Source organism: Azospirillum sp. B21 (assembly GCF_008364825.1).
Classification (GTDB): domain Bacteria; phylum Pseudomonadota; class Alphaproteobacteria; order Azospirillales; family Azospirillaceae; genus Azospirillum.
Genome location: NZ_VTTO01000005.1, coordinates 295,202 through 318,961 on the forward strand (window position 1 = coordinate 295,202; position 23,760 = coordinate 318,961).

At 67.4% G+C, this 23,760-nt stretch carries 19 protein-coding genes; 7 read left to right on the forward strand and 12 right to left on the reverse strand.

The window, feature by feature from the left end; all coding sequences use genetic code 11:
* Positions 1 to 54 precede the first annotated feature (54 nt).
* From FZ983_RS14810 to FZ983_RS14850, 9 genes are all read right to left on the reverse strand, one after another.
* Complete coding sequence (locus tag FZ983_RS14810) at positions 55 to 1,242, reverse strand: polysaccharide pyruvyl transferase family protein (RefSeq protein WP_149224277.1); 1,188 nt, start codon at positions 1,240 to 1,242, stop codon at positions 55 to 57.
* Positions 1,243 to 1,437: 195 nt separating this feature from the next.
* The gene (locus tag FZ983_RS14815) at positions 1,438 to 2,751 is read right to left on the reverse strand and encodes a glycosyltransferase family 4 protein (RefSeq protein ID WP_149224278.1); all 1,314 of its coding nucleotides are present in this window, start codon (positions 2,749 to 2,751) and stop codon (positions 1,438 to 1,440) included.
* Positions 2,752 to 2,950: 199 nt separating this feature from the next.
* Positions 2,951 to 5,137: a hypothetical protein gene (locus FZ983_RS14820; protein ID WP_149224279.1), complete on the reverse strand. Its 2,187-nt coding sequence runs from the start codon at positions 5,135 to 5,137 to the stop codon at positions 2,951 to 2,953.
* Positions 5,134 to 6,540, reverse strand: a complete 1,407-nt coding sequence (locus FZ983_RS14825) for a glycosyltransferase family 4 protein (protein WP_247883761.1) — start codon at positions 6,538 to 6,540, stop codon at positions 5,134 to 5,136. The genes FZ983_RS14820 and FZ983_RS14825 overlap by 4 nt, the downstream gene beginning before the upstream one ends.
* Positions 6,537 to 7,364, reverse strand: coding sequence for a class I SAM-dependent methyltransferase (locus FZ983_RS14830; protein ID WP_149224280.1), 828 nt, complete (start codon positions 7,362 to 7,364; stop codon positions 6,537 to 6,539). The genes FZ983_RS14825 and FZ983_RS14830 overlap by 4 nt, the downstream gene beginning before the upstream one ends.
* A complete protein-coding gene (locus tag FZ983_RS14835) occupies positions 7,361 to 9,652 on the reverse strand; it encodes a glycosyltransferase (protein WP_149224281.1) in 2,292 nt (763 codons plus the stop codon). The genes FZ983_RS14830 and FZ983_RS14835 overlap by 4 nt, the downstream gene beginning before the upstream one ends.
* A 154-nt stretch (positions 9,653 to 9,806) precedes the next feature.
* Entirely contained in the window at positions 9,807 to 10,625 is an 819-nt protein-coding gene (locus FZ983_RS14840) for a calcium-binding protein (protein WP_149224282.1), read from the reverse strand.
* 642 nt (positions 10,626 to 11,267) lie between these two features.
* Complete coding sequence (locus FZ983_RS14845; RefSeq protein WP_149224283.1) at positions 11,268 to 12,623, reverse strand: HlyD family type I secretion periplasmic adaptor subunit; 1,356 nt, start codon at positions 12,621 to 12,623, stop codon at positions 11,268 to 11,270.
* Positions 12,620 to 14,344, reverse strand: coding sequence for a type I secretion system permease/ATPase (locus FZ983_RS14850; protein WP_149224284.1), 1,725 nt, complete (start codon positions 14,342 to 14,344; stop codon positions 12,620 to 12,622). The genes FZ983_RS14845 and FZ983_RS14850 overlap by 4 nt, the downstream gene beginning before the upstream one ends.
* Positions 14,345 to 14,883: 539 nt before the next feature.
* On the opposite strand from FZ983_RS14850, the gene galE reads away from it, so the two are divergent.
* Genes galE through FZ983_RS14865 form a run of 3 tightly spaced genes read left to right on the forward strand, consistent with a single transcriptional unit; the run spans position 14,884 to position 17,762 of the window.
* Positions 14,884 to 15,897: a UDP-glucose 4-epimerase GalE gene (gene galE, locus FZ983_RS14855; RefSeq protein WP_149224285.1), complete on the forward strand. Its 1,014-nt coding sequence runs from the start codon at positions 14,884 to 14,886 to the stop codon at positions 15,895 to 15,897.
* 51 nt (positions 15,898 to 15,948) lie between these two features.
* A complete protein-coding gene (locus tag FZ983_RS14860; RefSeq protein WP_247883762.1) occupies positions 15,949 to 16,509 on the forward strand; it encodes a winged helix DNA-binding protein in 561 nt (186 codons plus the stop codon).
* 35 nt (positions 16,510 to 16,544) lie between these two features.
* Positions 16,545 to 17,762, forward strand: coding sequence for a DUF2336 domain-containing protein (locus FZ983_RS14865; RefSeq protein WP_188092332.1), 1,218 nt, complete (start codon positions 16,545 to 16,547; stop codon positions 17,760 to 17,762).
* An 11-nt stretch (positions 17,763 to 17,773) separates the two neighbouring features.
* Here the strand turns inward: FZ983_RS14865 and FZ983_RS14870 are convergent, their stop codons facing one another.
* On the reverse strand, positions 17,774 to 19,120 hold the full coding sequence (locus FZ983_RS14870) for a nitrate regulatory protein (protein ID WP_149224288.1): 1,347 nt from the start codon (positions 19,118 to 19,120) through the stop codon (positions 17,774 to 17,776).
* A 346-nt stretch (positions 19,121 to 19,466) separates the two neighbouring features.
* Between FZ983_RS14870 and FZ983_RS34085 the strand changes: the two genes are divergently transcribed.
* From FZ983_RS34085 to FZ983_RS14885, 4 genes are all read left to right on the forward strand, one after another.
* Entirely contained in the window at positions 19,467 to 19,640 is a 174-nt protein-coding gene (locus tag FZ983_RS34085) for a hypothetical protein (protein ID WP_188092333.1), read from the forward strand.
* 114 nt (positions 19,641 to 19,754) lie between these two features.
* Positions 19,755 to 20,969: an alpha-hydroxy acid oxidase gene (locus tag FZ983_RS14875; protein ID WP_282186998.1), complete on the forward strand. Its 1,215-nt coding sequence runs from the start codon at positions 19,755 to 19,757 to the stop codon at positions 20,967 to 20,969.
* 118 nt (positions 20,970 to 21,087) lie between these two features.
* Positions 21,088 to 21,873, forward strand: coding sequence for a nucleotidyltransferase (locus FZ983_RS14880; protein ID WP_149224289.1), 786 nt, complete (start codon positions 21,088 to 21,090; stop codon positions 21,871 to 21,873).
* A complete protein-coding gene (locus FZ983_RS14885) occupies positions 21,866 to 22,585 on the forward strand; it encodes a metallophosphoesterase (protein ID WP_149224290.1) in 720 nt (239 codons plus the stop codon). The genes FZ983_RS14880 and FZ983_RS14885 overlap by 8 nt, the downstream gene beginning before the upstream one ends.
* 114 nt (positions 22,586 to 22,699) lie before the next feature.
* Here FZ983_RS14885 and FZ983_RS34090 read toward each other — a convergent pair whose 3' ends face one another.
* Both FZ983_RS34090 and FZ983_RS14890 read right to left on the reverse strand, forming a co-directional pair.
* Positions 22,700 to 22,846: a hypothetical protein gene (locus tag FZ983_RS34090; protein ID WP_188092334.1), complete on the reverse strand. Its 147-nt coding sequence runs from the start codon at positions 22,844 to 22,846 to the stop codon at positions 22,700 to 22,702.
* Positions 22,847 to 23,166: 320 nt separating this feature from the next.
* The gene (locus tag FZ983_RS14890; protein ID WP_149224291.1) at positions 23,167 to 23,619 is read right to left on the reverse strand and encodes a MaoC family dehydratase; all 453 of its coding nucleotides are present in this window, start codon (positions 23,617 to 23,619) and stop codon (positions 23,167 to 23,169) included.
* Between the last annotated feature and the right edge of the window lie 141 nt (positions 23,620 to 23,760).

Below are 23,760 nucleotides of genomic sequence, written 5' to 3' on the forward strand. Positions count from 1 at the left end.
GGAGAATTGGCAACCTCCCTCTCCCGGGACGGGAAAGGGAGATCAAGCGCCCTCTCACGCCGCCTTGCGGTCGGTGGTGCGGCGCAGGGTGTGGCTCGGCATGCGGTGGGGGACGTAATTCTCGTCCAGGAACTCCCGCATGTCGCGATAGCGCTGGTAGTAGGTGCGGTTGAACTTTTCGAACAGGCTCTGGTCCCAATATTCCTCGAGGACGAAAGGCTTGTCCGAATAGACGTTGTAGCAGGGGATCGCGAAGGTCTCCGCGAACTCCGCCGTGCGGCTGTCATAGCTGAAATAGACCGACGGCGTGGCGTTCGACAGCGCCATCAGGTTGCCGTGCAGGCGGTAACCCAGCACCAGATCCTTCGACCGCACCAGGTTCTCGTAGTCGGCGACGACGTCCGAGTACCACAGGCGCTCGCGGTACAGCGCGTCCATCTCGTCGTCGAAATACCACTGCTTCAGCCAGGCGCTGTCATGCAGCTGCGTCCAGGCCTCCGCCTTCTGCTCTTCGGTGCCCCACAGCAGCTTCTTCTCCTCGACCTCGCCCTGCATCATCAGGACGGTGTCGAAGCGGCGGGAGATGTCCTTCACAAAGTCGCGGTGGCGTTCCAGATACTTCCGCACGTCCGGCGAATAGTGCTTCGACACCTCGCGGCGCATGGTGATGCCGACCTTGCGCACGCTGTCGAGCGCCGGCAGGTCGATGCGCAGTTCCGGGTCGCGGTTGCGGAAGGCGGTCGGGCAGCCGACGATGCGGGTGTTCTTGATGCCGAGGTCCCACAGCACTTCGGCGGTGTAGGTGCCGCGCACGCCCAGCGTCGTCGACTTGTCGGCGATCAACCGCCAGATGCGCTTGCTTTCCTCGGTCAGCGTCAGCTTGCCGGTGGCCGGCGCCTGGGCGCCGACGCCGAAGGCGATGACGGGGATGCGCAGCTTCGTCAGCACCTGGATGGTCGCCGCCGGCCAGTCCATCGAATCATGGATGTAGTTGCTGCCGCGCAGGAAGACATAATCATATTCGGCGTTGATCCGGTCGACCGCCTCCTGCCGGAACTCGCGGATTTCCAGCACGTCGAGCTTGTCGTAGGTCAACAGCTTCAACGAGGAGTCGAAAACGAAGGCGTCGCCGATGTTGTGGTAGTGGTCGATGCTGCGCTGAATGTCCTGATAGCTGTACCAGCGCACGCAGTCATGATCATAGACTTCGCCCGAAGGAATCATGACGAGGATGTTGGCCACGGCGGCTCTCCCTGGGTTGGGCGGCAATAGGGTGGATTATACCCGGTTCGTCGCCGGGCGAATTCGATTAGGCGCACAGGTCATGCAAGGACCTTGCTGCGACTTTCATTACAAGTCTACCAATTTATTCTGCGTCAGATGGAATGAATTATTCTGCAGTTTCGAAAATATCACAGACTATTACGTTCTTTCCTATCAGGACCGCTGCGCCACCGCCCGTTCGGGAATGGAGGGTGCTGCCCCGCCGGCGGCCAGCAGCGCGTCGAAGACCTCCGCATGCTGGCGGGCGCATTCGGCGCGGTCGATCGGGCGGCGGATGCGCAGACGCAGGCGGTCCCACAGGTCGGGCGAGGTCAGCGCCTCGGTCATGCGGTCCACCAGATCCTCGACGCTGCCGTTGCGGAAATGCAGGCCGTCGACGCCGTGGGTCACCTTCTCCGCCATGCCGCCGATGTTGCTGGCGATGATCGGGCGGCCATGCAGGAAGGCCTCCTGGATGACGACGGGGGAGTTCTCCCACCAGATCGACGGGATGATCATCCAATCGACGTCCTTCATCAGGCCCGGCAACTCGGCCGAGCGGTAGCTGCCGTAGAAGCGCACCCGGTCGCCGGCCTTCTCAACCGCGTCGTTGAAGCGCTTCTGGTAGGCCTCCGGCTGGCGTTCCAGGTTGCCGCCGAAGATCATCAGCGCGCCGTCGTCGCCCCAGGCCTTTTCGGAGATGCGGGAAACCGCCTCCACCAGCAGATGGGCGCCCTTGAACTCGGTCAGCTGGCCGAAGAAGGCGAAGCGGTTGCGCTTGCCGCCGCGGGCGACCGGGCGCGGCGCGGCGATGCCTTCGATGGTCAGGCCGTTCTCGATCATGCGGAACTTCTCGCGCGGCAGACCCCAGTCGACATAGCGGTCGATCAGGAAATTCGACGGGCTGACATAGAAGTCCGCCTGCTCCAGGAAGGTCTTCAGGAACAGCTCGCGCTTGAAGAACTCCGCCTCGCCGATGTGCGGGAAGCAGCCGGCGCAGTCGGCCGGGCTGGCGCGGTAGCACAGCGTGTTGCGGCTGGTCTTCACCATTTGGCCGTGGTGGTGGCAGATCGACAGATATTCGTGCAGCGTCACCACGATGGGCACGCGCGGCAGCGCCTGACGCACCGCCTGGATGGTCTCGATCCCCAGCCCGAGGAAATGGTGGAAGTTCACCACGTCGGGCTGAAGGTCGCGGACGTAACGGACGAAGTCCTTCTCCAGCCCCGGCAGATTGCGGTTGGACAGCCGGAAATGGTCGTAGTCGTTGGCGTAGTACAGCACCTCCCGCTCCTTCTGGCGAAGCGCCATCAGGGCAGAACCGCGATGCTGGGCGATGGGCGGCGCCACGCGGGCGAGGTAGTGGCTTTCCCAGCCCGGCAGGTCGTGCAGGCCGTTGTGCAGGTTGTAGGAGGCGACCTCACCCCCGCCCAGCGAGAAGGAGGGGTGGCCATGGCTGATGATCAGCGCGCGCTTGGTCTTGCTCATCGGGTGACCGTCTGTCCTAAGCGGGGGTGGTGAAGTGGTTGTGCAGGGTGCCCGCTGTTGCCCCCTCCCCATCCCTCCCCCGCTCCGCGGGAGAGGGGGCAGGACGCTTGCTGGGCTTCTGCAACGGAGTGGCGGCAGTCCCCTCTCCCGCGAAGCGGGGGAGGGTTAGGGAGGGGGCAAAGGTTGAGAGGCAAAAGCACTACGCCGCGATCGACGCCTTCCAGCGCTCCGCGAAGCTCCAGTCGTCGACCAGGGCGCTCATGCGCTCCAGCCGGGGGTCGCGGGCGTGGCGGGACTGTTCGTCGACCGCCACAAGCCGGACCTTCGGCAGCCACAGGCAGGAACCGCCGGCCGCCCGCACCCGCAGGCACAGGTCCAGCCCCTTCGGCTCCGGCGCCAGATAGCGGCCGCCGTCGGCCATCGCCCGCACCAGCAACTCGCGCGGCAGCAGGGCGCAATCGGCCGACGCGGCGTCCACCGCCGACGCCTCCTGCTCCTTCAGCCAGTCGCGCGGGTAGCCGGCATAGCGGCGCTCGTAGGTAACGGCACCGCCGGGTCCCTCGACCGCGACGATGCCGGCGAAGCGGATCGAGTGGTCCTCGTACAGCAGGGTCGGGCTGACCATGACGGGAGCCAGGGCGGCGGAGCCGACGGCGTTCGGCTTGCGGATCGCCCGCTCCAGCGCCGACAGCCAGCCGCGTTCGGTCGGCAGCACCGACGGCGACAGCAACAGAACCCGGTCGGCACGAGCGTGCGGCAGGGCTGCGGCGACCGCCTCGAACCGGTCGGATGCCGTGGGTGCGGCGACGAAGCCGACCGCCAGACGATAGAAGCCGGCGGCCTGCCGCACCATGCCGGCTAGCCGCTCATGGGTGCCGGCGCCAGCCACCACCAGGATCTCCGCCTCGGCGAAATCCGGGTCGTTCGCCATGCGGGCGAGGTTCAGGTCGACATCCTCGCGCCCGTCGCAGACCGGCAGGATCACCGACACGCGCGGGCTCTTCAGCGCGCGACCCATCGGGTGCAGGACGGAGGACGGCGCCGCTTGGCCCGACGCCGCGCTGCGCAACATCGGTCCCAGATGGGTGGCGACGACGCGGTCGATCGACGGACTGTCCGGATTGACCGACCCCAGCATGCGGCGCAGCGCATCGCCGGTCGGCGGCTGGCAGGGCAGCGGCAGGAAAGCGATGCCGTCGGCGAGTGCCAGCTCCAGATGGAATTCGGCGTCGGCGGAGATGCCGGCCGGTTCACGGGCGAAGGCGGTGAAGCCGTGGGCGTCGTTGCCCGGAAGCAGACGCCCGGCGAACAGCGGGTCATGGGCGAAGGCGTCGGACACGTCCTTGCGACCCAGACGCGACCAGTCGGCATCCAGCCTTGCGGTCATGCCGCCGCCCTTGACCGTCACCGCCCGCACCGCTTGGGTAGGGTCGAGCAGCCAGCCGCAGACGAACAGACCGGCCCCCGGCACCCGCACCGCCATGTCCAGCCCCATGCGCACCGGTGATTGCAACTGCGACACCGTCTCCACCCCGTTGTAGCGGGCGGCAATGGCTGCGGCGACACCGCGGCGGGCGGCATCGCCCTGCAGATGGCCCAGCATGTCGCGGGCATGGGCGGAGGCGACGCCGTCGGCCAGAATCTGCCGATGCTCGAAGATCGCCAAATGGCGCCAGCCGTCGGCGGCACGGAAATGGATGCGGCGGATGGTGTCGGGGGATGCCACCGGCCCTTCCAGCACCGTCAGCAGTCCGGCGGCATCGTCGGGCAGGTCCGGACGGTGGAAGGGCCCCGCGGCGCTGGAATGGGCGCGGAGGTCATCGGCCTCGACCAGCACATGGGCGGCGCCGGCCGGGAAGCCGTGCGACCAACCCTGCACCATCAACGCGCCGTCGCGGAAGCGGCCCAGAACTTCGGCGAAGCCGTCGGGACGGGAAGCCTCCTGCGCCAGACCGGACAGCAGGCGGGTGCGGCGGTCGGCTTCGCCCTCGCCCGTCTCCAGCCCGGACAGCAGGGTCACGGCGACGTCCAGCGCGACGTCGAGCGACTGCGGCTGCACCTCGCGCAATGCCGCGACCAGATGGGCGGGGTTGGTGCGGACGTTGGACAGGCGCGGCAGCAGCAGATGCTTGCCCTGCGCGTCTTCGATCTCGATGCGCGACGGGCGCATGTGGGCGAGCCCGGCGACGCGGATGGCGCCCAGGAACCAGCGTTCCCCCGCCCCGTCGGTCCAGCAGCCGCCACGGAAGCGCCCGTCGAGCATGCCGTCCAGCATCACGACGCTGTCGGCCGGCAGGGGCTGGTCGATCGCCCCGAACAGCATCAGCGTGTCTTCGTCCAGCAGGACGGCGGCGGTGATGTCGGCCTTGGTGCTGCGGTCCTTCATCGGGTGCGATTCCCCTGGATATGAGCGGCGGGTGCGAGATTGGCTGATGTTGGGGACAGAAGTTCACCGTAAAGGGCGAGATGGAGCGACGCGGCCTCCTCCGTCGGACGGACGGCGGGGATGTTGGCCGACAGCCGCTCCCACAGACCGGGTTCGGTCATGGCGCGGGTCATGACGCGGGCGAGATCGGCGGGGTCGTTCGGGCGGACATGCAGGCCGTCGACGCCGTCGCGCACCGCCTCCGCCATGCCGCCGATCCCGCTGACGATGACCGGGCGGCGGTGCTGGAAGGCTTCCTGGATCACCAGCGGCGCGTTCTCCCACCAGATCGACGGCATAACCACCCAGTCGGCAGCGGCCATCAGTGCCGGCATCTCCTGCGGCCGGTAGGGGCCGTGGGCGGTGGCGAGACCACGCGTCGCCTCGAAGCCGTCAGCCACGCGCTGGCGAAACTCCGGCGCCTGGTACAGGCTGCCGCCATGGACGGCCAGCGACGGAGACAGGCCCTGCCGCGCCATGCGGGCGACGGCGTCGAGCGCCACGGTGACGCCCTTGAACGGGTTCAGGTTGCCGAAATAGGCGAAGGCGTCGCGCGCCGCACCGGGGGCGAGGTCGCGGGCCGGGGCCGGCTCCACCGCCGGGCGGCTGTTCGCCATCACCTCGATCCTGGCGGGGTCGAGGCCCCAGGCGACATAGCGGTCGCGCAGGAAGCGGCTGGGCGCCAGGAAACGGTCGACCAGCCCGAACATCGCCTTGATGTGCTTCTCGCGCAGCAGGAACTGGTCGGCCGGCCGGTCGGGGAAACAGCGGTGGCAGGCGTCCGGCGACGCCTTGGTGCAGAGAGCGCGTGCTCCACCCTCGCCGCGCGGCGGGGTGACCATCTGACCGTCGTTGGCGCAGATCGGGTAGTAGTCGTGCAGGGTGTAGACGATCTTTGCATCCGGGCAGACGCGGCGGATCAGGAACAGCATCTCCACGCCCAGCAGCAGCGTGTGATGCACATGCACGATGTCCGGCCGGAAGGCGCGCAGCAGGTTCGACAGGTCGGGGACCAGCCCGTGCAGGTCGATCTGGCTCTGGTGGAAATGGTCGAAATGACCGGCCCACAACAGCACCTCATCGGCGCTGCGGCCCAGCGTCTGGAATCCGGTGCCGGGACGCGGCGCACGGTGGGTGTCGTTGGTGCAGGCCAGGAACAGGCATTCCGCCCCCGCCGCCTTCAGGCCGCCGAACAGCTCGTGAGCGAAGATCTCGGTGCCGCCGGGATGCAGGCTCGGGTGGTTGTGCGCGATCAGCAGCACCCGCGGCGGCCGGGCGGCCACCAGCGGACGCGCCGGCTGGCGCGGAGCCGGACGGGCCGCGGCGTGGCCGGCTGGAAGCAGTGGAAGACGGCGCCGGCTCATGGCACAGCCCCCTTCTCCAGAACCAGCAGATCCTGGAAATTCTCGGCCTCGCGCTGGCCGCTCCAGTGGCCGCGCATCACCGGACGCGCCGTCCGCAGGCCATGGGCGGCGAAGCGGCCGAGCAGGAACTCCTCGTCATAGGCGACGGCGGCGTTGGGATGCTCGGGGTCGGCCAGCAGTTCCACGCCCGGCGCATCGCGGAAGGGCGGACGGGCGGTGCCCTTGGCGATGCCGGCGCGTGCAGCGGGGTCCGCCAGGAACAGGCTGAGGAAGCAGCGCCCGCCCGGCTTCAGCACCCGCGCGATCTCCGCCGCGTAACGCTCGGTGTCGGCGGTGCGCAGGTGGGTGATGACGGAGGTCAGGATGACGAAGTCGTAAGCCGCCGCCTTGAAGGGCAGCGTCGCCGTCTCCCCCTCGATCCGGCCATCGGGATTGTACAGCCCATTGGCGACGTCGAGATGGTGGAAGCGGAACTCCGGATAGGCCGGCGTGATGGTCGACGCGCACCAGCGGATCCCGTCCAGCACGATGTCGATGCCGTCGTAGGACGAGTCCAGATACTGGGTCAGCGGCAGCGCCATTCGGCCGACGCCGCAGCCGATTTCCAGCACCTTGTGGTCGGGACGCAGGCCGCCGAGCCGGACGAAATGGCGCAGGAACTCTGCCCCGATGGCGCGAAAGTCGCCGTCGCCGATGAAATGCAGCTCCGGCGGCGGCACCGGCAGGAAGCGGTTGCGCGCGATCTGCGCGCAGAGCCATTCCAGCCGCGGATCGGTCTGGCGGCGCAGGACGGCAAGCTGCGGGGTCGGCAGAAGCGCATTCATCGAGTCACCTGTGCTGTCTTGCGGGCCCGGCCAGCCTTGGAGGGCTGCACCTCGTCGTCGGCGCACCAGTCGCGCGCCATCAGCTCGGCCATGCGGTCGGCCCAGCGGCGGCCATGGAGCCAGCGGTTGTATTCGGAGGCGACTCCGCGGGTATAGCCCTGGTGCCGGCCGATGGAGCGGCGTTCCAGATGGTACAGCTCGACCGACGGGGCGTAGCGGATGTCGAGACCCTGGCCGCGGATGCGCAGGCACAGGTCCGAATCCTCGAAGTCGCCGATGATGTAGTCCTCGCAGAAGCCGCCGGCAGTGGTGTAGGCGGCGCGCGTGGTCAGCAGGCAGGCGCCGGTGACGCCCGGCACCGAGCGCGGGCGGCAGGCCGCGGCGAAGTCGCGCGGCAGGCCCTTGAAGTAATGATGGTTGTACCAGGCGCCCTGCAGGTCGCGGTCGAAATAGAGGCCGGCATGCTGAAGGCTGTCGTCGTCGAACAGCAGCTTCGGCCCCACCGCGCCGATGCCCGGACGCTCCTCCAGCGCCGCCACCAGTTGCGGCAGCCAGCCGGCGCGGTCGGGCACCACGTCGGAATTGAGCAGCAGCAAGCGGTTGGCGCGGGCCACCGCGACGCCGGCATTGTTGGCGGCCGAATAGCCGTAATTGGCGCTCTGCACCAGCAGCAGCATCGGCAGGCCGTAGAGGCCATGGAAGCCGCGCAGCAGATGCACCACCTCGTCGCGCTGCTCCGGGCTGTCCAGCACGAAGACCAGTTCGGCATCGGCCATTGCCGGGTCGGTGGCGAAACACGCGATCTGGAAGCGCAGGAACTCCAGCGTGCGGTAGAGCGGGATGATCACCGACACTGCGGGCTTGGCCTTGCGCTCGCCATAGACGACCAGCTCAGGCTCGCCGCGGGTGGCGAGATGGGCGGCGTGCAGCGGGGCGACGGCCGGGCCGATGACGCTCTCCAACAGTTCCGGTGTGGCGAAGCGCGGCGGCAGGCTGCCCAGAACGGCGGCGCGGGCGTCGGCATCGGCGCGCGGGCGCGGCGGCGGGACGAGGCGCAGCGCGCCGCCGGACGCCAGCCGAAGCTCCGCCGTCACCTGAAGCGCCTCCGCCGGCTCGGGAGTGCCCGGCAGATGCAGGACGAAACCGCTGCGGTCGAGGCCGGTGTTGCCGTAGAGCTTCGCCACATCCTCACGCGGGAAGCGGTTGGTGAAGCGCTCCACCCGCCGTTCGCCGCCGAAGGGGGTGCGCACCACCAGCTCCGCCGCCAGCCCATGCGGATCATGCAGCCAGCCTGCCAGGAACAGCCCGCCGTCGGCCGTGGGAACCGCGAGGTCCAGTGAGGCGCCGATCGGCCGCTTGGCGTCGGCGGCCTGCCGGCGCGGCAGCGGGGCCAGCGCCTGCAGCTCACTGACCGCCGACGCGGCGGACACATCGTTGCGGCCACGCTTGGCGAGGCAGGACAGCAGGTAGTGACGCAGCGTGGCCGGCGTGTCGGGGCGTGCGTTCAGCCGGTCGGTCAGGGTCGGCAGGCCGGCGGGCTCCTCCGGAAAGCGGCGGCAGGCGACGCCGTTGGCGCCCAGCACCACCAGCAGGTTGCCCGGCGCGCACAGCCCGCGGTCGATCAGCAGGTCGAAGGCGACGCGCCCTTTTCCCGCCGGATCGGAGCCGATGCAGGCATCGAACGGCGCCCGTGCCACTGCATTCGCGGACAGAACCACCAGACCGGTGATGGCGCCGAAGCGGCCGGACAGAGCACCGGCACAGAGCAGAAGGTCGCCGCCCGCCGTCGCGCGGATTGCCAGCGTCGCCGGTTCCGCCGCACGGTCGAGCACCAGGCGTCGGCACAGCGCGGCGAAAGCAGCATCGCGGCGAAGCGCCGGAGTGGAGCAGGCGAAATCGAACAGGAAGCGCAGAACCCGCAAGCGGCCGGCACCATCCAGGCTGCCCAGCAGCCCGGCGGGGTCGAGATCGGCGGCGCCGGATTCGGTGCGAAGCTCGGCGATCACGCGGTTGTTGGCGATGAAATGGATGGGCATCCGCGGGTCGCGCGGCGCCGGCAGGATCGACAGGACGCGCCGGGCGCCCCAGCCGCTGTCGATGGTCAGCGTGGTGAAGGGCGGACGCACCGGTTCGCCATCGACGCTCGGCGTGATCGAACCGACGGCATCGGTTGCGCCATTCATCGTCCCATCCATCGTCCAGGAGACGAGGAGGAAGCGGCGGCCCAGCGCCAGACGTTGCGCGGGGGCGATCGACACCGAATTCGGCAGGACGGCGATGACGGTCATGGATGGGATTCCGGCAGCGTCGATGGTTTGAAAGACGGGGGTTTGAAAGTCGGAGAGACGGAATTCGGGCAAAGGGGGACCGGCGGCGGCTTTGACACCACCGGTCCGTCCTTTTCATTCACTGCTTAAAAAGCAGCGGACGATCAGTGCCCGGTTAGTGAATGACGAAGAAGTCGTTCGGGTGGTTGTGGATGTCCGCAGCCGAGACACCCTTCAGCGTGATGCTGTCGCCATGGCCGAGGTCGATCACCGCGTCGCCATGCTGGTCGGTGACGCGGGCGGCCAGATCGGCGGCATCGGTCACCTTCAAACCGTTGATGTTGCGGGAGATCTGCAGAACGTCCTCGCCGGCCTTAAAGTCCAGGACCACGTCCTGGCCGCCGCCGCCGGAGAAGATGAAGACGTCGTGGCCGGCGCCGCCGATCAGCAGGTCGTCGCCCTTGCCGCCTTCCAGACGGTCGTTGCCTTCGTCGCCGAACAGCGTGTCGTCGCCGTCGCCGCCATTCAGCACGTCGTTTCCGGTGCCGCCGCGCAGCAGGTCGTCGCCCTTGCCGCCGTTGAGGATGTCGTTGTGGCCGCCGCCGAACAGCACGTCGTTGCCGTTGCCACCGTTCAGCACGTCGTCGCCGTCGCCCCCCGACAGCACGTCATTGCCGTTGCCGCCGTCCAGCAGGTCGCGGCCGGCGCCGCCGATCAGAACGTCGTCACCATTCCCCCCCAGGATGATGTCGTCGCCCGAACCGCCGTCGATGATGTCGCTGCCGTTACCCCCCAGCAGGATATCCGCCGACGCGCCGCCATGGATCACGTCCGCCCCGTTCCCCCCGAACAGAGCATCATGTCCAGCGCCGCCGAGCAGGGTGTCCGAGCCGTTGCCCCCCAGCAACAGATCGTTCCCCTGCCCGCCGGCGAGCAGATCGTCATGGTTCGTGCCGAACTGCACGTCGTAGTTGCCCCCAGGAACCGTAGCCATCGTAGGTATCTCCTTGCGATGTGATTGGAATTTTTGGGCCGTCTTTCGGCCTCGCTCGAAAGGCTGAGCTCGCCTTTCGGTGTAACCAAATCTTTCGAGCGGATAGTGTGATAAAAGAGGGGTCGTGGGAAGAAAAAGTTGAGTCCGCACAGAAGAATCTCACAGAACAACGCATTATCTGTATTTTCAAAAAGAGAGTTAGTCTGATTTGCTTCGAATTTCTAAGCAGTTTCCGTTTTAAAAATGTTGGTCAGACTCACTTCCAAACTCTGGATTGCCGCGAACCCTCAGGTTCACCATGAAAAGTTCTCTTGGTTAAGAGATGGTTTTTAAAAATCAGTTCATCCACTTAATGCCACAGGCTGGGCGAGCCGGTGGATTCGATGGCCGGCTGCCATCTTCAATCGGCACGGGAGATGCCCATCACGTCCGAGGATGTCCTCAGCGCAATACTGCAGTATGCAAGTAACAGCGGATTCGGGCACAGTAAAACTGTCATGAGTCTGACCCGGAATGGCAAAAGGGCCGGCGCGGGGGACGCCGGCCCTTTCACGGGACCGCTTGCGGGGGATGGACCCTTGCCGGCGGCCCCAGCCCGCACCGGCCCGAACGGGGGAGGGCCGGGGGGGACGGGCGTGCCGTCTATTTCTCGCGGAAGGCGCGCTGCATGCCATCCGTAAGCGGCGTCAGGAAATAGTCGATGGCGCGGCGGGCATGGCCGTGGATCATGACCTCCGCCGGCATGCCGGGATGCAGATCGACATCCGGAAGTGCCTTCAGTTCCGCCGCATCCATGCTGATCCGGGCAGCGAAATAGAAGGCGCCGGTGCGCTCGTCCTCCAACTGGTCGGCAGACAGGGACACCACCTGCCCCGCCACCGGCGGCACCGCACGCTGGCGATAACCGGTCAGCTTCACCATCGCCTTGCTGCCGACCTCCACATTCTGCACGTCGTGGGGAGAAACGCGGGCCTCCACGATCATGGCGTCGTCCTGCGGCACGATGTCGAGGATGCCGGCACCGGCCGGAATGACGCCGCCGGACGTGAAGAAGCGCAGGCCCGTCACGCGCCCCGCCTGCGGCGCGGTGACGGCTTGGCGCAACAGGATGTCGTCGGCGCTGCGCAGCCGTTCCGACAGGTCGGAGACGCTGGCCTGGGCCGTCTGCAGATCGACCGCCACCTCCGACCGGCGGGTGTTGCCGAGGTTGATCATGGTCAATTCGGCCGCCGCGATGGCCTGTTCCGCCTTGGACTTGTTCGCCATCAGCTCACCCAGCCGTCCTTCGGAATCAGCGACGTTACGCTGGAGTTCAAGCATGCGCGGCTTGCGCTCATACCCCTTCGCCAGAAGGCCCTGCACCACCTGCAATTCGTCCCGGGTGTAGCGCAGCCGGTCGGCGGTGGCGACGCGCTGCGATTCCAGAGCCGCGATCTCGTCCCGCAGCTGGGAGATCTGCCGGCGCTGGATGCCCATCTGCGCCTCGTGACTGTCCAGCCTGGAGCGGAACAGCCGCTCCTCGACCGCCATCGCCTCGGCGGCCACCGGATTGTCGCGCGCCGCCTTCACCAGCTCCTCGCTGAACAGCGGTTTCGGACCATCGGATTGTTCGGCCCGCAATCGGCCGAGCCGGGCCAGCGCCGTCCAGTATTGGCCCTGCAGTTGCGACACCACAGCCTGGCTCTGCGTCGAATCCATCCGCAGCAGCACCTGGCCTGCGCGCACGAGGTCGCCGTCCTTGACCAGCAGGTCGCGCAGGATGCCGCCTTCCAGGTGGGAGACGGTCTTGCGATGGCTTTCCACCATCACCGTGCCGGCGGCCAATGCCGCGCTGTCCAGGCTGGCGGTGAAGCCCCAGGTCAGGAAGCCGCCGAAGCCGATCAGCACTGCCAATGCCCCGGCCAGCGCGGTGTTCCGCAGCGACGGTTCGGCGGGATCCACGTCGATGGTCGCCGTCCAAACCGCCGGGGTCGTCAATGCTGGCGTTTCGCTGGTCATCGTTGCTCTCCGCTGCGGACGAGGCGGGTCACGCCGGCGGGGACGCCGCCCGGCTGCACCAGTTTCAGGACGTCGGCGCGGGCGCCGAAATGCTCGACGACGCCCTCCTTCATCACCACCAGCTTGTCGGCCACCGCGACGATCGAGGGGCGGTGGGCGATCATCACCACGGTGGTGCCTTCGGCCTTCACCTTGTGAACGGCGTTCAGCAGGGCCTGCTCGCCCTCATGGTCGAGGTTGGAATTGGGCTCGTCCAGCACCAGCAGCCGCGGCCGGCCGAACAGGGCGCGGGCCAGCGCGATGCGCTGCCGCTGACCGCCGGACAGGGAAAAGGCGCTCTCGCCCACCGGCGTGTCGTAGCCGAAGGGCAGGCGGCCGATCATCTCGTGCACGCCGGCCAACCGGGCGGCGCGGACGATCTCCGCCGGGTCGGCGCTGGCCATGCGGGCGATGTTCTCGCCGATGGTGCCGTCGAGCAGCGCCACCGACTGCGGGACATAGCCGACATATTTGCCGAAACTCTCGCGCTCCCACAGATAGGTGCTGGTGCCGTCCAGATAGATGCCGCCGGCCGTCGGCTGCCAGACGCCGACCAGCAGGCGGGCCAATGTAGATTTGCCGGCGCCGGACGGGCCGATGATGCCCAGCACCTCCCCCGCCTCGGCGGAGAAGGAGACGTTGCGCAGCACCGGGCGGTTCAGGCCGGCCGGCACATGGCTGACGCGGTCGACCGCCAGCGTCCCCTGCGGCGCCGGCAACGGCATGGTGGAGCGCGCCGAGGCGCCGTTGTTCAGCAGGTCGCGGATGCGCCGGTGCGCCTCCAGCGCCTTGACCCATTGCCGCCAGCCGTCGACCAGCTGTTCGAAGGGATGCAGCAGCCGCCCGGTGATCAGGCCGGCCGCCATCATGCTGCCGGGGGTCACCAGATTGTCGATCACCAGCGTGGCGCCGGCGGCGATCACGCCCACCTGCAGCATCAGCCGCAGCGAGCGCGACGCCGCGGCCAGCCCGCGCGACATGGTGGCGCCGCGGTCGATCATGCCGGCCGATCCGCTCTGCGCCGCCTGCCATCGCCGCGCCAGCGCCGGCAGCATGCCCATCGCCTCGATGGCTTCGGCATGGCGGACGGTGCCGGCGATGTCGGCGAAGACGCGGGCCGACGCCTCGTTCGCCTCGGCCATCGGCCGCCGGGTCAGCGCGTCGGTCAGCACGCCCATCACCAGCAGTACCAGCGCCGCGCCGATGGCGAGGAAGCCGTAGACCGGGTGCAGCAGGAACAGGATCACCAGGAAGATCGGTGCCCAGATCAGTTCCAGCGGCGCGGTGACGGCGCTGCTGGTCATGAAGGCGCGCAGGTCGTTCAGGTCGCGCATTGTCTGCGCCGCATTGCGCGGCCCGCCGGACAGCGCATCGACGATGGACGCCTCCAGCGCCGGCACGTTGAAGCGGTGAGCGATCACGGCGCTCGTCACCAGGAAGGCGCGGGCGCGGATGAAGTCCAGCACGCCGTACAGCGCCAGCGCCCCCACCGCGATGATCGCCAGCATCGTCAGCGTTTCCAGGCTGCGGCTGCTCATCACGCGGTCGTAGACCTGCATGGTGAAGAGCGGAACCACCAGCATCAGGACATTCACGAACAGGCTGAGGATGCCGGCCAGCAGCAGGCCATGCCCGATCTTCCGGTAGGCTTGGGTCAGCAGGGGCCGATCCACGGAACTCATCTTCGATCCTTCCTGGTGGAGGATTGGCCGATCAAGGCGGCGCTGGAACTCGGGAGGCAGGGAAAGCGGAAATGGCTGCCGGCGGCGACGGGACGCTGGACAGGAAGCCGGCTGGGGGGGCGCCGGATGCGGCCGGTCCAATCAAGGAACGGTCGCCTATGGATGGCGGATCCGGACGCGGGGGGAAGCGTCGGTGGACTTGGCACGCTCAAGCTTTACACCGGGGACATTTTAGAGACGTGTGACAAGTTTCGGGTTCTACCTCTTTCCAGTCCCCGCAAAAGGGGTGGAAACTGGCCGGCAACCGGTTGATTTCTTTGTGGAATCCGTCGCTTCACCGAAGGTCTTAGGTCCTTTTGGGTGGGGTTTCCAGCCATCTGGTCAGAGCGCTGGGTTATCGTGCATGCTGCGTCGCGATGAATTGCGCAGGGCGCCGGGCTTCCCCCCATCCCGCCCCTGCCCCGCCCCCCTTTCCTTCCACCATGCCGGCCGCCCGTTTCCGGTTGCGGCCCGAAAACCGGTTCAAGGAAACCCGTTCCATGACGATCCCGAAGACCATCCTCGTCACAGGCGGCGCCGGCTATGTCGGCAGCCATTGCGTGGCGGAGCTTCTCGACCATGGCCATCGCGTCGTGGTGCTCGACAATCTGCGTCAGGGTCATATCGCCGCCGTTCCGCCCGAGGCCGCCTTCGTCCAGGCCGACCTCGCCGACGAAGCGGCGCTGGCCCGCGTCTTCTCGGAGTGGCGCTTCGACGCGGTGTTCCATTTCGCCGCATTGTCGGTGGTCGGCGAATCGATGCGCGATCCGCACGCCTACCTGCACGGCAACACCGTCACCTCGCTGAACCTGATCCGCGCCGCGGTGAAGGCCGGGGTGATGAAGCTGGTCTTCTCCTCCACCGCCAACCTGTTCGGCTCGCCCAAGCGGATTCCCATCGACGAGGAAGAGACGATCGATCCCGGCAGCCCCTATGGCGAATCGAAGTTCATGATCGAGCGCGCCCTGCATTGGGCCGACCGCTGCCACGGCCTGCGCTCCGCCTGCCTGCGCTACTTCAATGCCGCCGGGGCGCATCCTAACGGAAAGCTGGGCGAGGACCATAGCCCGGAGACGCACCTGATCCCGCTGGTGATGGATGCCGCCACCGGCAAGCGTCCGCACATCGAAATTTTCGGCGACGATTATGACACGCGCGACGGCACCTGCATCCGCGACTATATCCATGTCTGCGATCTGGCCGACGCCCATCTGCGGGTGCTGGACGCGCTGGAGGAGCGGTCGGTCCGCTACAATCTGGGCAACGGCACCGGCTACAGTGTGCGCGAGGTGATCTCGTCGGTGGAGCGCATCACCGGGCGGACGGTGCCGGTGAAGATCGGTCCGCGGCGGCCCGGCGACCTGCCGGTGCTGATCGCCTCGTCGGAGCGCATCCGCCGCGATCTCGGCTGGCAGCCGCGCTTCCCGGAACTGGACAGCATCATCGCCGGCGCCTGGGCCTGGCGCAGCGCGCACCCGCATGGTTTCCGCGGCCTCGCCGCCGCGGCGGAATAAGGCAGAGGCGAGAAGGATGGCGGCAATGTTTGAGCCGGGATCATGGACGCGATGAGCAACCTGAACTGGGACGATGACGACGCGCCCGAGCCGGGACCGGACGACAAGCCGGGCGGCGATCCAGCCCGGAAGCCCGGCGAGGAGTTGGACCTCGCCGACTTCCACGGCATGGCGCGCCTGATCGAGCGGATGCACCGGCGTTACCTGGACGTCGTGCGCGTTGGCCTGTCCAAGCAGGGCATCGAGGACATCGGCCCGGTGCAGGCACTGATGGTGATGCTGATCGGCGAGGACGAGCTGTCGGTCCGCGACCTGATGGAGCGCGGCTATTACCTGGGCTCCAACGCATCCTACAGCCTGAAGATCCTGGTCGATGCCGGCTACATCAACCGGGCGGCCAACCAGCGCGATCGCCGCACCGCACGGCTCCAGCTGACCGACAAGGGGCGGGAGCTGTGGGAGGGACTGCGGCGGATGGAGCAGGCCCAGGCCGAGGCGCTGGTGCGCAACGAGACCGAGGCGCGCGACCTGAAGGCCAGCTACCGCACGCTCCGCCGGCTCGACCGGCTGTGGGGCGACATGGTCCGTTACTCCTGCCTCGATTTCGACTGATGGGTTTTTGACCGATGCCGCAGCCGGGTGCCCCGATGCCACATGCCGCCCAACCGCAGTCCTCTCAGCCAGACGCGCCCAACCCGAACGCCCTGTCGTCGCGGGATGTGGAGCGGCTGCTGACCTCGCCCACCGCGGAGACGCGGATCGAGACGATGAACAAGCTGTTCCACGATCTGGAAGCCGGCGCGCTCAGTCCGGCGGAACGGTCGCTGGCGATCGAGGTGGTTCATTGCTTCGCCGGGGACGCCCAGGTGGCGGTGCGCGAAGCGGTGGCCTGGCAGCTGCGCAACAGTCCGCTGCTGACCGAGGATCTCGCCGAACGGCTGGTCCGCGACGTCGGCCGGGTGGCCTTCCCGATCCTGCGCGACGCGGCGGGGCTGACCGACGATCTTCTGCTGGACGTGCTGTCCGATCCCGATTCCGGCAAGCATGTGGCGGTCGCCAGCCGCTCCAAGGTCTCTGCCCGTGTCTCGGGAGCCATCGCGGAGCGCGGCAACGTCGTCGCCGTCACCGCCCTGCTGCGCAACGACGGGGCCGAGGTGCCGGACAGCGCGATGCACCGCGCGCTCGACCGCTTCGGCCGGGTCCGCATGGTCAGCGAGGCGGCGGCGACCCGCCCCGGCCTGTCGCTGGCGATGGTGGAGCGGGTGGTCGCCTTCGTGTCGGACAGCATGCGCACCACGCTGATGCAGGCGCATGGCCTGTCGCGCGAACTGGTGGAACGGCTGGTGGAGCGCGGGCGGGAGGCGGCGACCATGCGGCTGCTGCGCCCGGTGCTGCGTGGCACCGAGGACATCGACGCGGTGATCCAGTGGCTGCACGCCAACCGCCGCCTGACCCCGGTGCTGCTGTTCCGGGCGCTGTGCGCCGGCGACCTGGCGCTGTTCGTCGCCGGCATGGCGCTGCGCGCCGGCATCCCGGCGGAGAACGCCCGCCGGCTGGCCTGGGACGACGGCGAACTGGGCATGGCCGCGCTGATGAGGAAGGCGACCGTCGCCCCCGGCCTGACTCATCCCTTCCAGGTCGCGGTCGGCGTCGCCAAGCGGATGGAGTATGAGGGCGAGGAGAGCCGACGCGAGGATTTCCAGTCGGAGGTCATCAGCGAGCTGTTCACCGCCTGCACCCCCACCAACGACTGGATGGTCGACGACCTGCTCCTGCAGCTGTTCGACCAGAAGTCGGAGGAGGTCATCGACCGGGCGCTGGATCAGGCCGGCCTGCCCTTCTCGCCGGTGCGCACGATGCAGTGAGGGGGGCGGGCTCAGCCGCCCGCCGCACCGCCGCCGCCCACACCGCCGACTGCCGTCACGCCGCGCAGGATGTCGGACATGCTGAGGATCGCTTCGGCGACCTCGATGATGCGCTTGTTCTGGTTCATCGCCGTCTTGCGGATCAGCTTGTAGGCCTCCTCCTCCGACAGGTTGCGGGTGGACATCAGCAGGCCTTTGGCGCGGTCGATCACCTTGCGCTCGTTCAGTGCCGCCTTGGCGGTCTCCAACTCATGGCTGACGTCGCGCAGGCGCTGCGACTGCGACTGCACGATGTCGAGCACGGAGCGCATCAGCTTCGGCCGCAGCCCGTCCGGCGCATAGAGCCCGGTGCCGTCCTGTCCGGGCAGGGCGGGATCGGCGTCGACCAGCACCATCGCCACCGGCATCACCGCATCATGTCCGCGCAGATCGGCCTGCTCCAGATCGGCACGCGCCTGTGCCAGCTTCGCCTCGCACAACAGCCGCAGATCCTCGGTCAGCCGGTCTTCCACCGTCTTCAACAGATCCATGCGCCGCGTGGCCTGTTCGAACCAGGATTCCGGCGTGATTCCCGACAGTTCTCCATGGCGTGCGCCGTCGCCGAGCGCCACCGCACGCATCCGCTCCACCTCCGCCACCGCCGGATCCGACAGTGCCGCACGAAAAGCGGCGATGTGAGCCGGGTCGGCGAACTCCGCGACGATGCGGAAGGCGCGGTTCTGCGCATCGATCAACCGGGCGAGCCGGCCATGCTCCGCCCCGTCGAACCGCCCGCGCGAAAAGCCGGCGCTGGCCGTTGCCCGCTCCTGCCCGGCGAATTCCTTGCCCTGCACGATGTTGAACAGCGCCACCAGCGCGCGGGAGATCGCGGGATCGGCGGCGATGTCCGCCGCCTCGAACACCACGGCCAGCAGATGGCCGACGATGTCGGTGAAGGACTTCACGGCGTCCTGCGGCACCAGCGCCAGCGACGCCACCTGTTCCCGCAGCGCCGGCAGCCCGTCCAGCGCATGCAGGGCAATGGCGACGCGGTTGTAGAACTGAGCGCCCGAACCGAGGCGGCCGAGCTGCTCGTCGACATGGTCGAGCCGGTCGCGCAGGACCGCTTCCAGCGCCTTGGCGTCGGCCTGCCAGCGGGCGCGATCCTCGGCGAAGCGCTTTCCGCTGGAGCCCAAATAGATGGAGGACGCGCCGCGTTCCTTCTGAAGCGCGTGGATCAGCCCGCTCATGTCGCGGACCAGGGCACTGACGGCCAGTAGCTGTTCGACATCGCGGATGCGGCAAAGCTTGGCGGCGCGCAGGAACCGCGCGGCCGCGGTGCCCGCCCCGCTGTCCTTGGTTTCCTGCTGCGTGACCATCCGGCCTGTTCCCCCTGCGCTGCACCCTTCACCGACTAAGCAACGCATATGCCATTAGAAACAGACCCCTCTCCCCTTGCGGGAGAGGGGTTGGGGTGAGGGGTAGCGAACTTATGATTTCCCCGGCCTTGAAGCCGGCTGCCCCCCTCATCCCAACCCTTCTCCCACAAGGGGAGAAGGGCTTCTAGACTGCAAGTTGGCCGCTCCTAGATCATGCGATTGCCTAAGAATGCGGCGACTTTGCCAAAAAATTGCGCACATGATCGGCCACGTCCTGTGCAGCGCAACATCCACCCCGAAGCCGCTGTTGAGTTGGCACCCCAAACCGTCCCGGAGTCGTCCCGCCATGGTCAAGAATCCCTTCATGAGCGCCTGGTTGTCCTGGGCCAACCGGGCCACCGGCATGTGGACCACTGCAGCCATGTCGGCGGCCAAGCGCAACCAGTCGGCAGCGCTGAAATCCATGATGACTCCGCCCAAACCCGCCAAGCCGAAGCGCAAGGCCAAGCCGGCGCGGTGACCGGCGGACAGACGGAATAAGCAGGTGCCGGGCGAGGGCATGCTTGACGGTGCGCAGAGGGGATGGCCAAATCCTACCCCCTTCGTTTCACGCGCAACCGTTGAGACACGCCCCATGACCTCCGTTCGCATGCCCTCGTCGCGGCCCCCGTCGCGCTGGGCGAACCTGTTCACCGACCGGCCCGTCACCTGCATCGAGGATCTGCGGCAGCTGGCGGAATGGCGCGTGCCGCGGATGTTCTATGATTACGCGGATTCCGGCTCCTACACCGAGTCGACCTACCGCGCCAACGAATCGGACTTCGGCCGGATCAAGCTGCGCCAGCGCGTGGCGGTGGACATGACCAACCGGACGCTGGCCAGCACCATGGTCGGCCAGCCGGTGGCGATGCCGGTGGCGCTGGCCCCGACCGGCCTGACCGGCATGCAGCATGCCGACGGCGAGATCCTGGCCGCCCGCGCCGCCGCCAAGGCCGGCGTTCCCTTCACGCTGTCGACCATGAGCATCTGCTCGATCGAGGATGTGGCCGAGAATACCGACAAGCCCTTCTGGTTCCAGCTCTACGTCATGCGCGACCGCGACTTCATCGACAAGCTGATCGACCGCGCCAAGGCGGCCGGCTGTTCGGCGCTGGTGCTGACGCTGGACCTGCAGATCCTCGGCCAGCGCCATAAGGACATCAAGAACGGCCTGTCCACCCCGCCGAAGCTGACCGTCGGCAACATCCTGGACATGGCGACCAAGCCGCGCTGGTCCATGAACATGCTGCGGACCCACCGCCGCACCTTCCGCAACATCGTCGGCCACGCCACCGGCGTCAGCAACCTGTCGTCGCTGTCCTCCTGGACGGCGGAGCAGTTCGACCCGACGCTGAACTGGGACGACGTGCGCCGCATCCGCGACCGCTGGGGCGGCAAGCTGATCCTGAAAGGCATCCTCGACGCGGAAGACGCCGTGATGGCCGCCGAAACCGGGGCCGACGCGCTGATCGTTTCCAACCATGGCGGCCGGCAGCTGGACGGCGCCATCTCCTCCATCGCCGCCCTGCCGGCCATCGTCGAGGCGGTGGGCGACCGGATCGAGGTGCTGATGGACGGCGGCATCCGTTCCGGCCAGGACGTGGTGAAGGCATTGGCGCTGGGCGCCAAGGGCACCTTCATCGGGCGCGCCTTCCTTTACGGCCTTGGCGCCGGCGGCGAGGCCGGCGTATCCCAGTGCCTGGAGATCATTCGCAAGGAGATGGACGTGACCATGGCGATGTGCGGCCTGCGCGACATCCGTCATGTGACGTCCAACATCCTGGCCGGGAAGCCGAACTTCGGGGTCTGACCGGTTCGCCGATGGCCGCGGCGGGGTGGAGGCGTGATGTCTCCCCCTGCAACGCTTGCTCCCCTGCCCTGTTGTATCGGGGCAACGTGCCATGTCGGCGCGCAATGGGGAGTGGTACATGAGCGAACTCCGTGAGGGCAGCGCCACCGTCTCCGCGGAGGCCGAAGCCTTCTATACCGAAAGCCTCAAGCTGCTGACCCAATCGGGAATCCCGTTCCTTTTGGGCGGAACCTATGCGGTCAGCGCCTATACCGGGATCAACCGGCCAACCAAGGACATCGACGTTTTCTGCTGCGGTGGCGACTTCCCGCGCATCCTGGGTCATTTCCAGGACCATGGCTTCGGGACGGAGATCGAAGACGAACGCTGGATCGGCAAGGTCAAGCATGGCGATCTGTTCTTCGACGTGATCTTCAATTCGGCGGTCGCCATCAACCCGGTCAACGACCGCTGGTTCAAGGAAGAACATCGTGCGGTGATCTGCGGCGCCGACGTGCGGCTGGTGGCGCCGACGGAGATGATCTTCTCCAAGTCCTTCGTCCAGATGCGCCACAAATACGATGGTCCGGACGTGGCGCACCTGATCCTGAAGCAGCACGACAAGGTCGACTGGAAAAGACTGCTCGCCCATATGGAGCAATATTGGGAGGTGCTGCTGATCCACCTCCTGAACTTCCGGTTCATCTACCCGACCGAACGCGATTGCGTGCCCGACTGGCTGGTGGCGGAACTGCTGGAACGGATGCAGGAGCGCGCCAAGCTGCCGGTCGCTCAGACCCGCATCTGTCGGGGCCGGCTGTTCTCGCGCGAGGATTACCTGATCGACGTCACCCAATGGGGCTTCGCCGACGTCGTCGGGGAGGAGGGCACGAAGGAGATCCCAAAGGAGAAAAAGAATGGATGAGCGCAGGCTGACCGTCGCCGCCATCGGCGACATCCATGTCGGGGAGACCACCCAATACCCCTACCGCGAGCTGTTCCAGGAGATCGCAGGCAAGGCCGACGTGCTGGCGCTGTGCGGCGACCTGACCAACCACGGCAAGCCGCGCGAGGCGGAAATCCTGGCCGACGCCCTGCGCGCCATCGGCATCCCGATCGTCGCCGTCTTCGGCAACCACGATTACGAATGCGGCCATCTGGAGGAGGTGCAGCATATCCTGACCCAGGCCGGCGTCCGCTTCCTGGATGGCGCCCCGCAGGAGATCGGCGGGGTGGGGTTCGCCGGGGTGAAGGGCTTCGGCGGCGGGTTCGGCAACCGGATGTTGGACAGCTTCGGCGAACCGGCGATCAAGCAGTTCGTGCACGAGGCGGTGAACGAGGCGATGCGGCTGGAAAGCGCGCTACGCCAGCTGGACACCGAACGGGTGTTCGTGGTGCTGCACTATGCTCCCATCGCCGCGACGGTGGAGGGGGAGCCGACGGAGATCTATCCCTTCCTGGGATCGTCGCGGCTGGCCGAGACCATCGACCGCTTCGACAATGTCCGTGCCATCGCCCACGGCCATGCCCATCACGGGACCTATTCGGGAAAGACGCTGCGCGGCACGCCGGTTTACAATGTGGCGCAGACCATCCCGAAGGAAACCGGCCGTCCTTATGCGCTGATCGAGATTTGAAAGTTGAGTCCTTCGCTCCCCCTATGGGAAAAGGCCAGGATCGGGGGACCGGCGCTTGCGGCGCCTACCCCCTCCCCCGTCATTCCCCTCCGCCCGAGGCTTAGGGGTCGGGCGTCAGCCCATAATGTTCTCGCCCAGCGGGCGGCGCGGCATATCGACACGCTGTTCGCGGTCCTGCTTGGGCGGCTTGGTGACGCCGAAGCCGATGCCCGACAGCAGGAGGACGCCGAGCGAGGCGACTGTGACGATGTTGCAAAGCATGGTGACCAACCCTTTCCCTAACCTCTTGCGGCCACCCGACCGGGGTGGCCAGACCCATTTTTTCCGCGGTCTCCTGCGCAGTGGACGCGAGAACCCCGTCTTTTCTTCCGTCAGTTTCGCGGAGATGAAGGAAAATTAATCGTCCGCAACGCGAACTGCCTTTACTTCCAACATCTTGCCAGCGTGGACTGTGCGGAGCGGTCACATAGTCCCGCACCTGCGAACTGGCAATGGACAGGCTGCGAAAATCGGCGCAGCTCTGGTTAACAAAATTGTCATGGCAGAGTACGGGGGTGGGGTATTGGCCGGTCGCCGGACCTTCAGACGGCGACCGTCCGGCCGGCCACGATGTGGTTCATGATGCAGGTCATCACCGGTTCCCCCCGCTGGTTCAGCGTGGTGTAGGCCAGCCGCACGGTTCCGCGGTCGCCGCGGCGCGACGGGATCGTCTCCACCACCTCCACGCGGGCACGGATGGTGTCGCCGGGGCGCACCGGGCGCAGCCAGCGCAGCTCGTCCATGCCGGAGCCGCCCAGGCTGGTGCCGGTGACGATGCCGGTGTCGCGGATCAGGCGGAAGGTCAGCGACAGTGTGTGGAATCCGCTGGCGATCAGCCCCTGGAACGGCCCGTCGGCCGCAGCGACCGCATCCATATGGAAGGGCTGCGGGTCGAAGCGCAGGGCGAAATCCATGATCTGGCTGTCGGTGAGGGTCGCCCCTTCCGATTCGATCACGTCGCCGATGCGGAAATCCTCGAAATGGCGGCCGGGCATCGTCTCGTCTCTCCCTTTGTCGTTGGTTTGGCTGGTCGTTGCCGGTTTTCCGGCATGGCGGAAGACAGTAGACCGGCGCAGCAATCCGGCAAAGGTCCCGATTCCGGCGGCCAGGGCATAGATCGTCCGGCGTAAACCTTT

Coding starts and splice junctions, on each gene's coding strand:
- FZ983_RS14815 (WP_149224278.1), bottom strand. CDS start 2,751: ATGAGCAAGACCAAGCGCGCGCTGATCATCAGCCATGGCCACCCCTCC.
- FZ983_RS14820 (WP_149224279.1), bottom strand. CDS start 5,137: ATGAAGGACCGCAGCACCAAGGCCGACATCACCGCCGCCGTCCTGCTG.
- FZ983_RS14825 (WP_247883761.1), bottom strand. CDS start 6,540: ATGAGCCGGCGCCGTCTTCCACTGCTTCCAGCCGGCCACGCCGCGGCC.
- FZ983_RS14830 (WP_149224280.1), bottom strand. CDS start 7,364: ATGAATGCGCTTCTGCCGACCCCGCAGCTTGCCGTCCTGCGCCGCCAG.
- FZ983_RS14835 (WP_149224281.1), bottom strand. CDS start 9,652: ATGACCGTCATCGCCGTCCTGCCGAATTCGGTGTCGATCGCCCCCGCG.
- FZ983_RS14840 (WP_149224282.1), bottom strand. CDS start 10,625: ATGGCTACGGTTCCTGGGGGCAACTACGACGTGCAGTTCGGCACGAAC.
- FZ983_RS14845 (WP_149224283.1), bottom strand. CDS start 12,623: ATGACCAGCGAAACGCCAGCATTGACGACCCCGGCGGTTTGGACGGCG.
- FZ983_RS14850 (WP_149224284.1), bottom strand. CDS start 14,344: ATGAGTTCCGTGGATCGGCCCCTGCTGACCCAAGCCTACCGGAAGATC.
- galE (WP_149224285.1), top strand. CDS start 14,884: ATGACGATCCCGAAGACCATCCTCGTCACAGGCGGCGCCGGCTATGTC.
- FZ983_RS14860 (WP_247883762.1), top strand. CDS start 15,949: ATGAGCAACCTGAACTGGGACGATGACGACGCGCCCGAGCCGGGACCG.
- FZ983_RS14865 (WP_188092332.1), top strand. CDS start 16,545: ATGCCACATGCCGCCCAACCGCAGTCCTCTCAGCCAGACGCGCCCAAC.
- FZ983_RS14870 (WP_149224288.1), bottom strand. CDS start 19,120: ATGGTCACGCAGCAGGAAACCAAGGACAGCGGGGCGGGCACCGCGGCC.
- FZ983_RS34085 (WP_188092333.1), top strand. CDS start 19,467: ATGGTCAAGAATCCCTTCATGAGCGCCTGGTTGTCCTGGGCCAACCGG.
- FZ983_RS14875 (WP_282186998.1), top strand. CDS start 19,755: ATGACCTCCGTTCGCATGCCCTCGTCGCGGCCCCCGTCGCGCTGGGCG.
- FZ983_RS14880 (WP_149224289.1), top strand. CDS start 21,088: ATGAGCGAACTCCGTGAGGGCAGCGCCACCGTCTCCGCGGAGGCCGAA.
- FZ983_RS14885 (WP_149224290.1), top strand. CDS start 21,866: ATGGATGAGCGCAGGCTGACCGTCGCCGCCATCGGCGACATCCATGTC.
- FZ983_RS34090 (WP_188092334.1), bottom strand. CDS start 22,846: ATGCTTTGCAACATCGTCACAGTCGCCTCGCTCGGCGTCCTCCTGCTG.
- FZ983_RS14890 (WP_149224291.1), bottom strand. CDS start 23,619: ATGCCCGGCCGCCATTTCGAGGATTTCCGCATCGGCGACGTGATCGAA.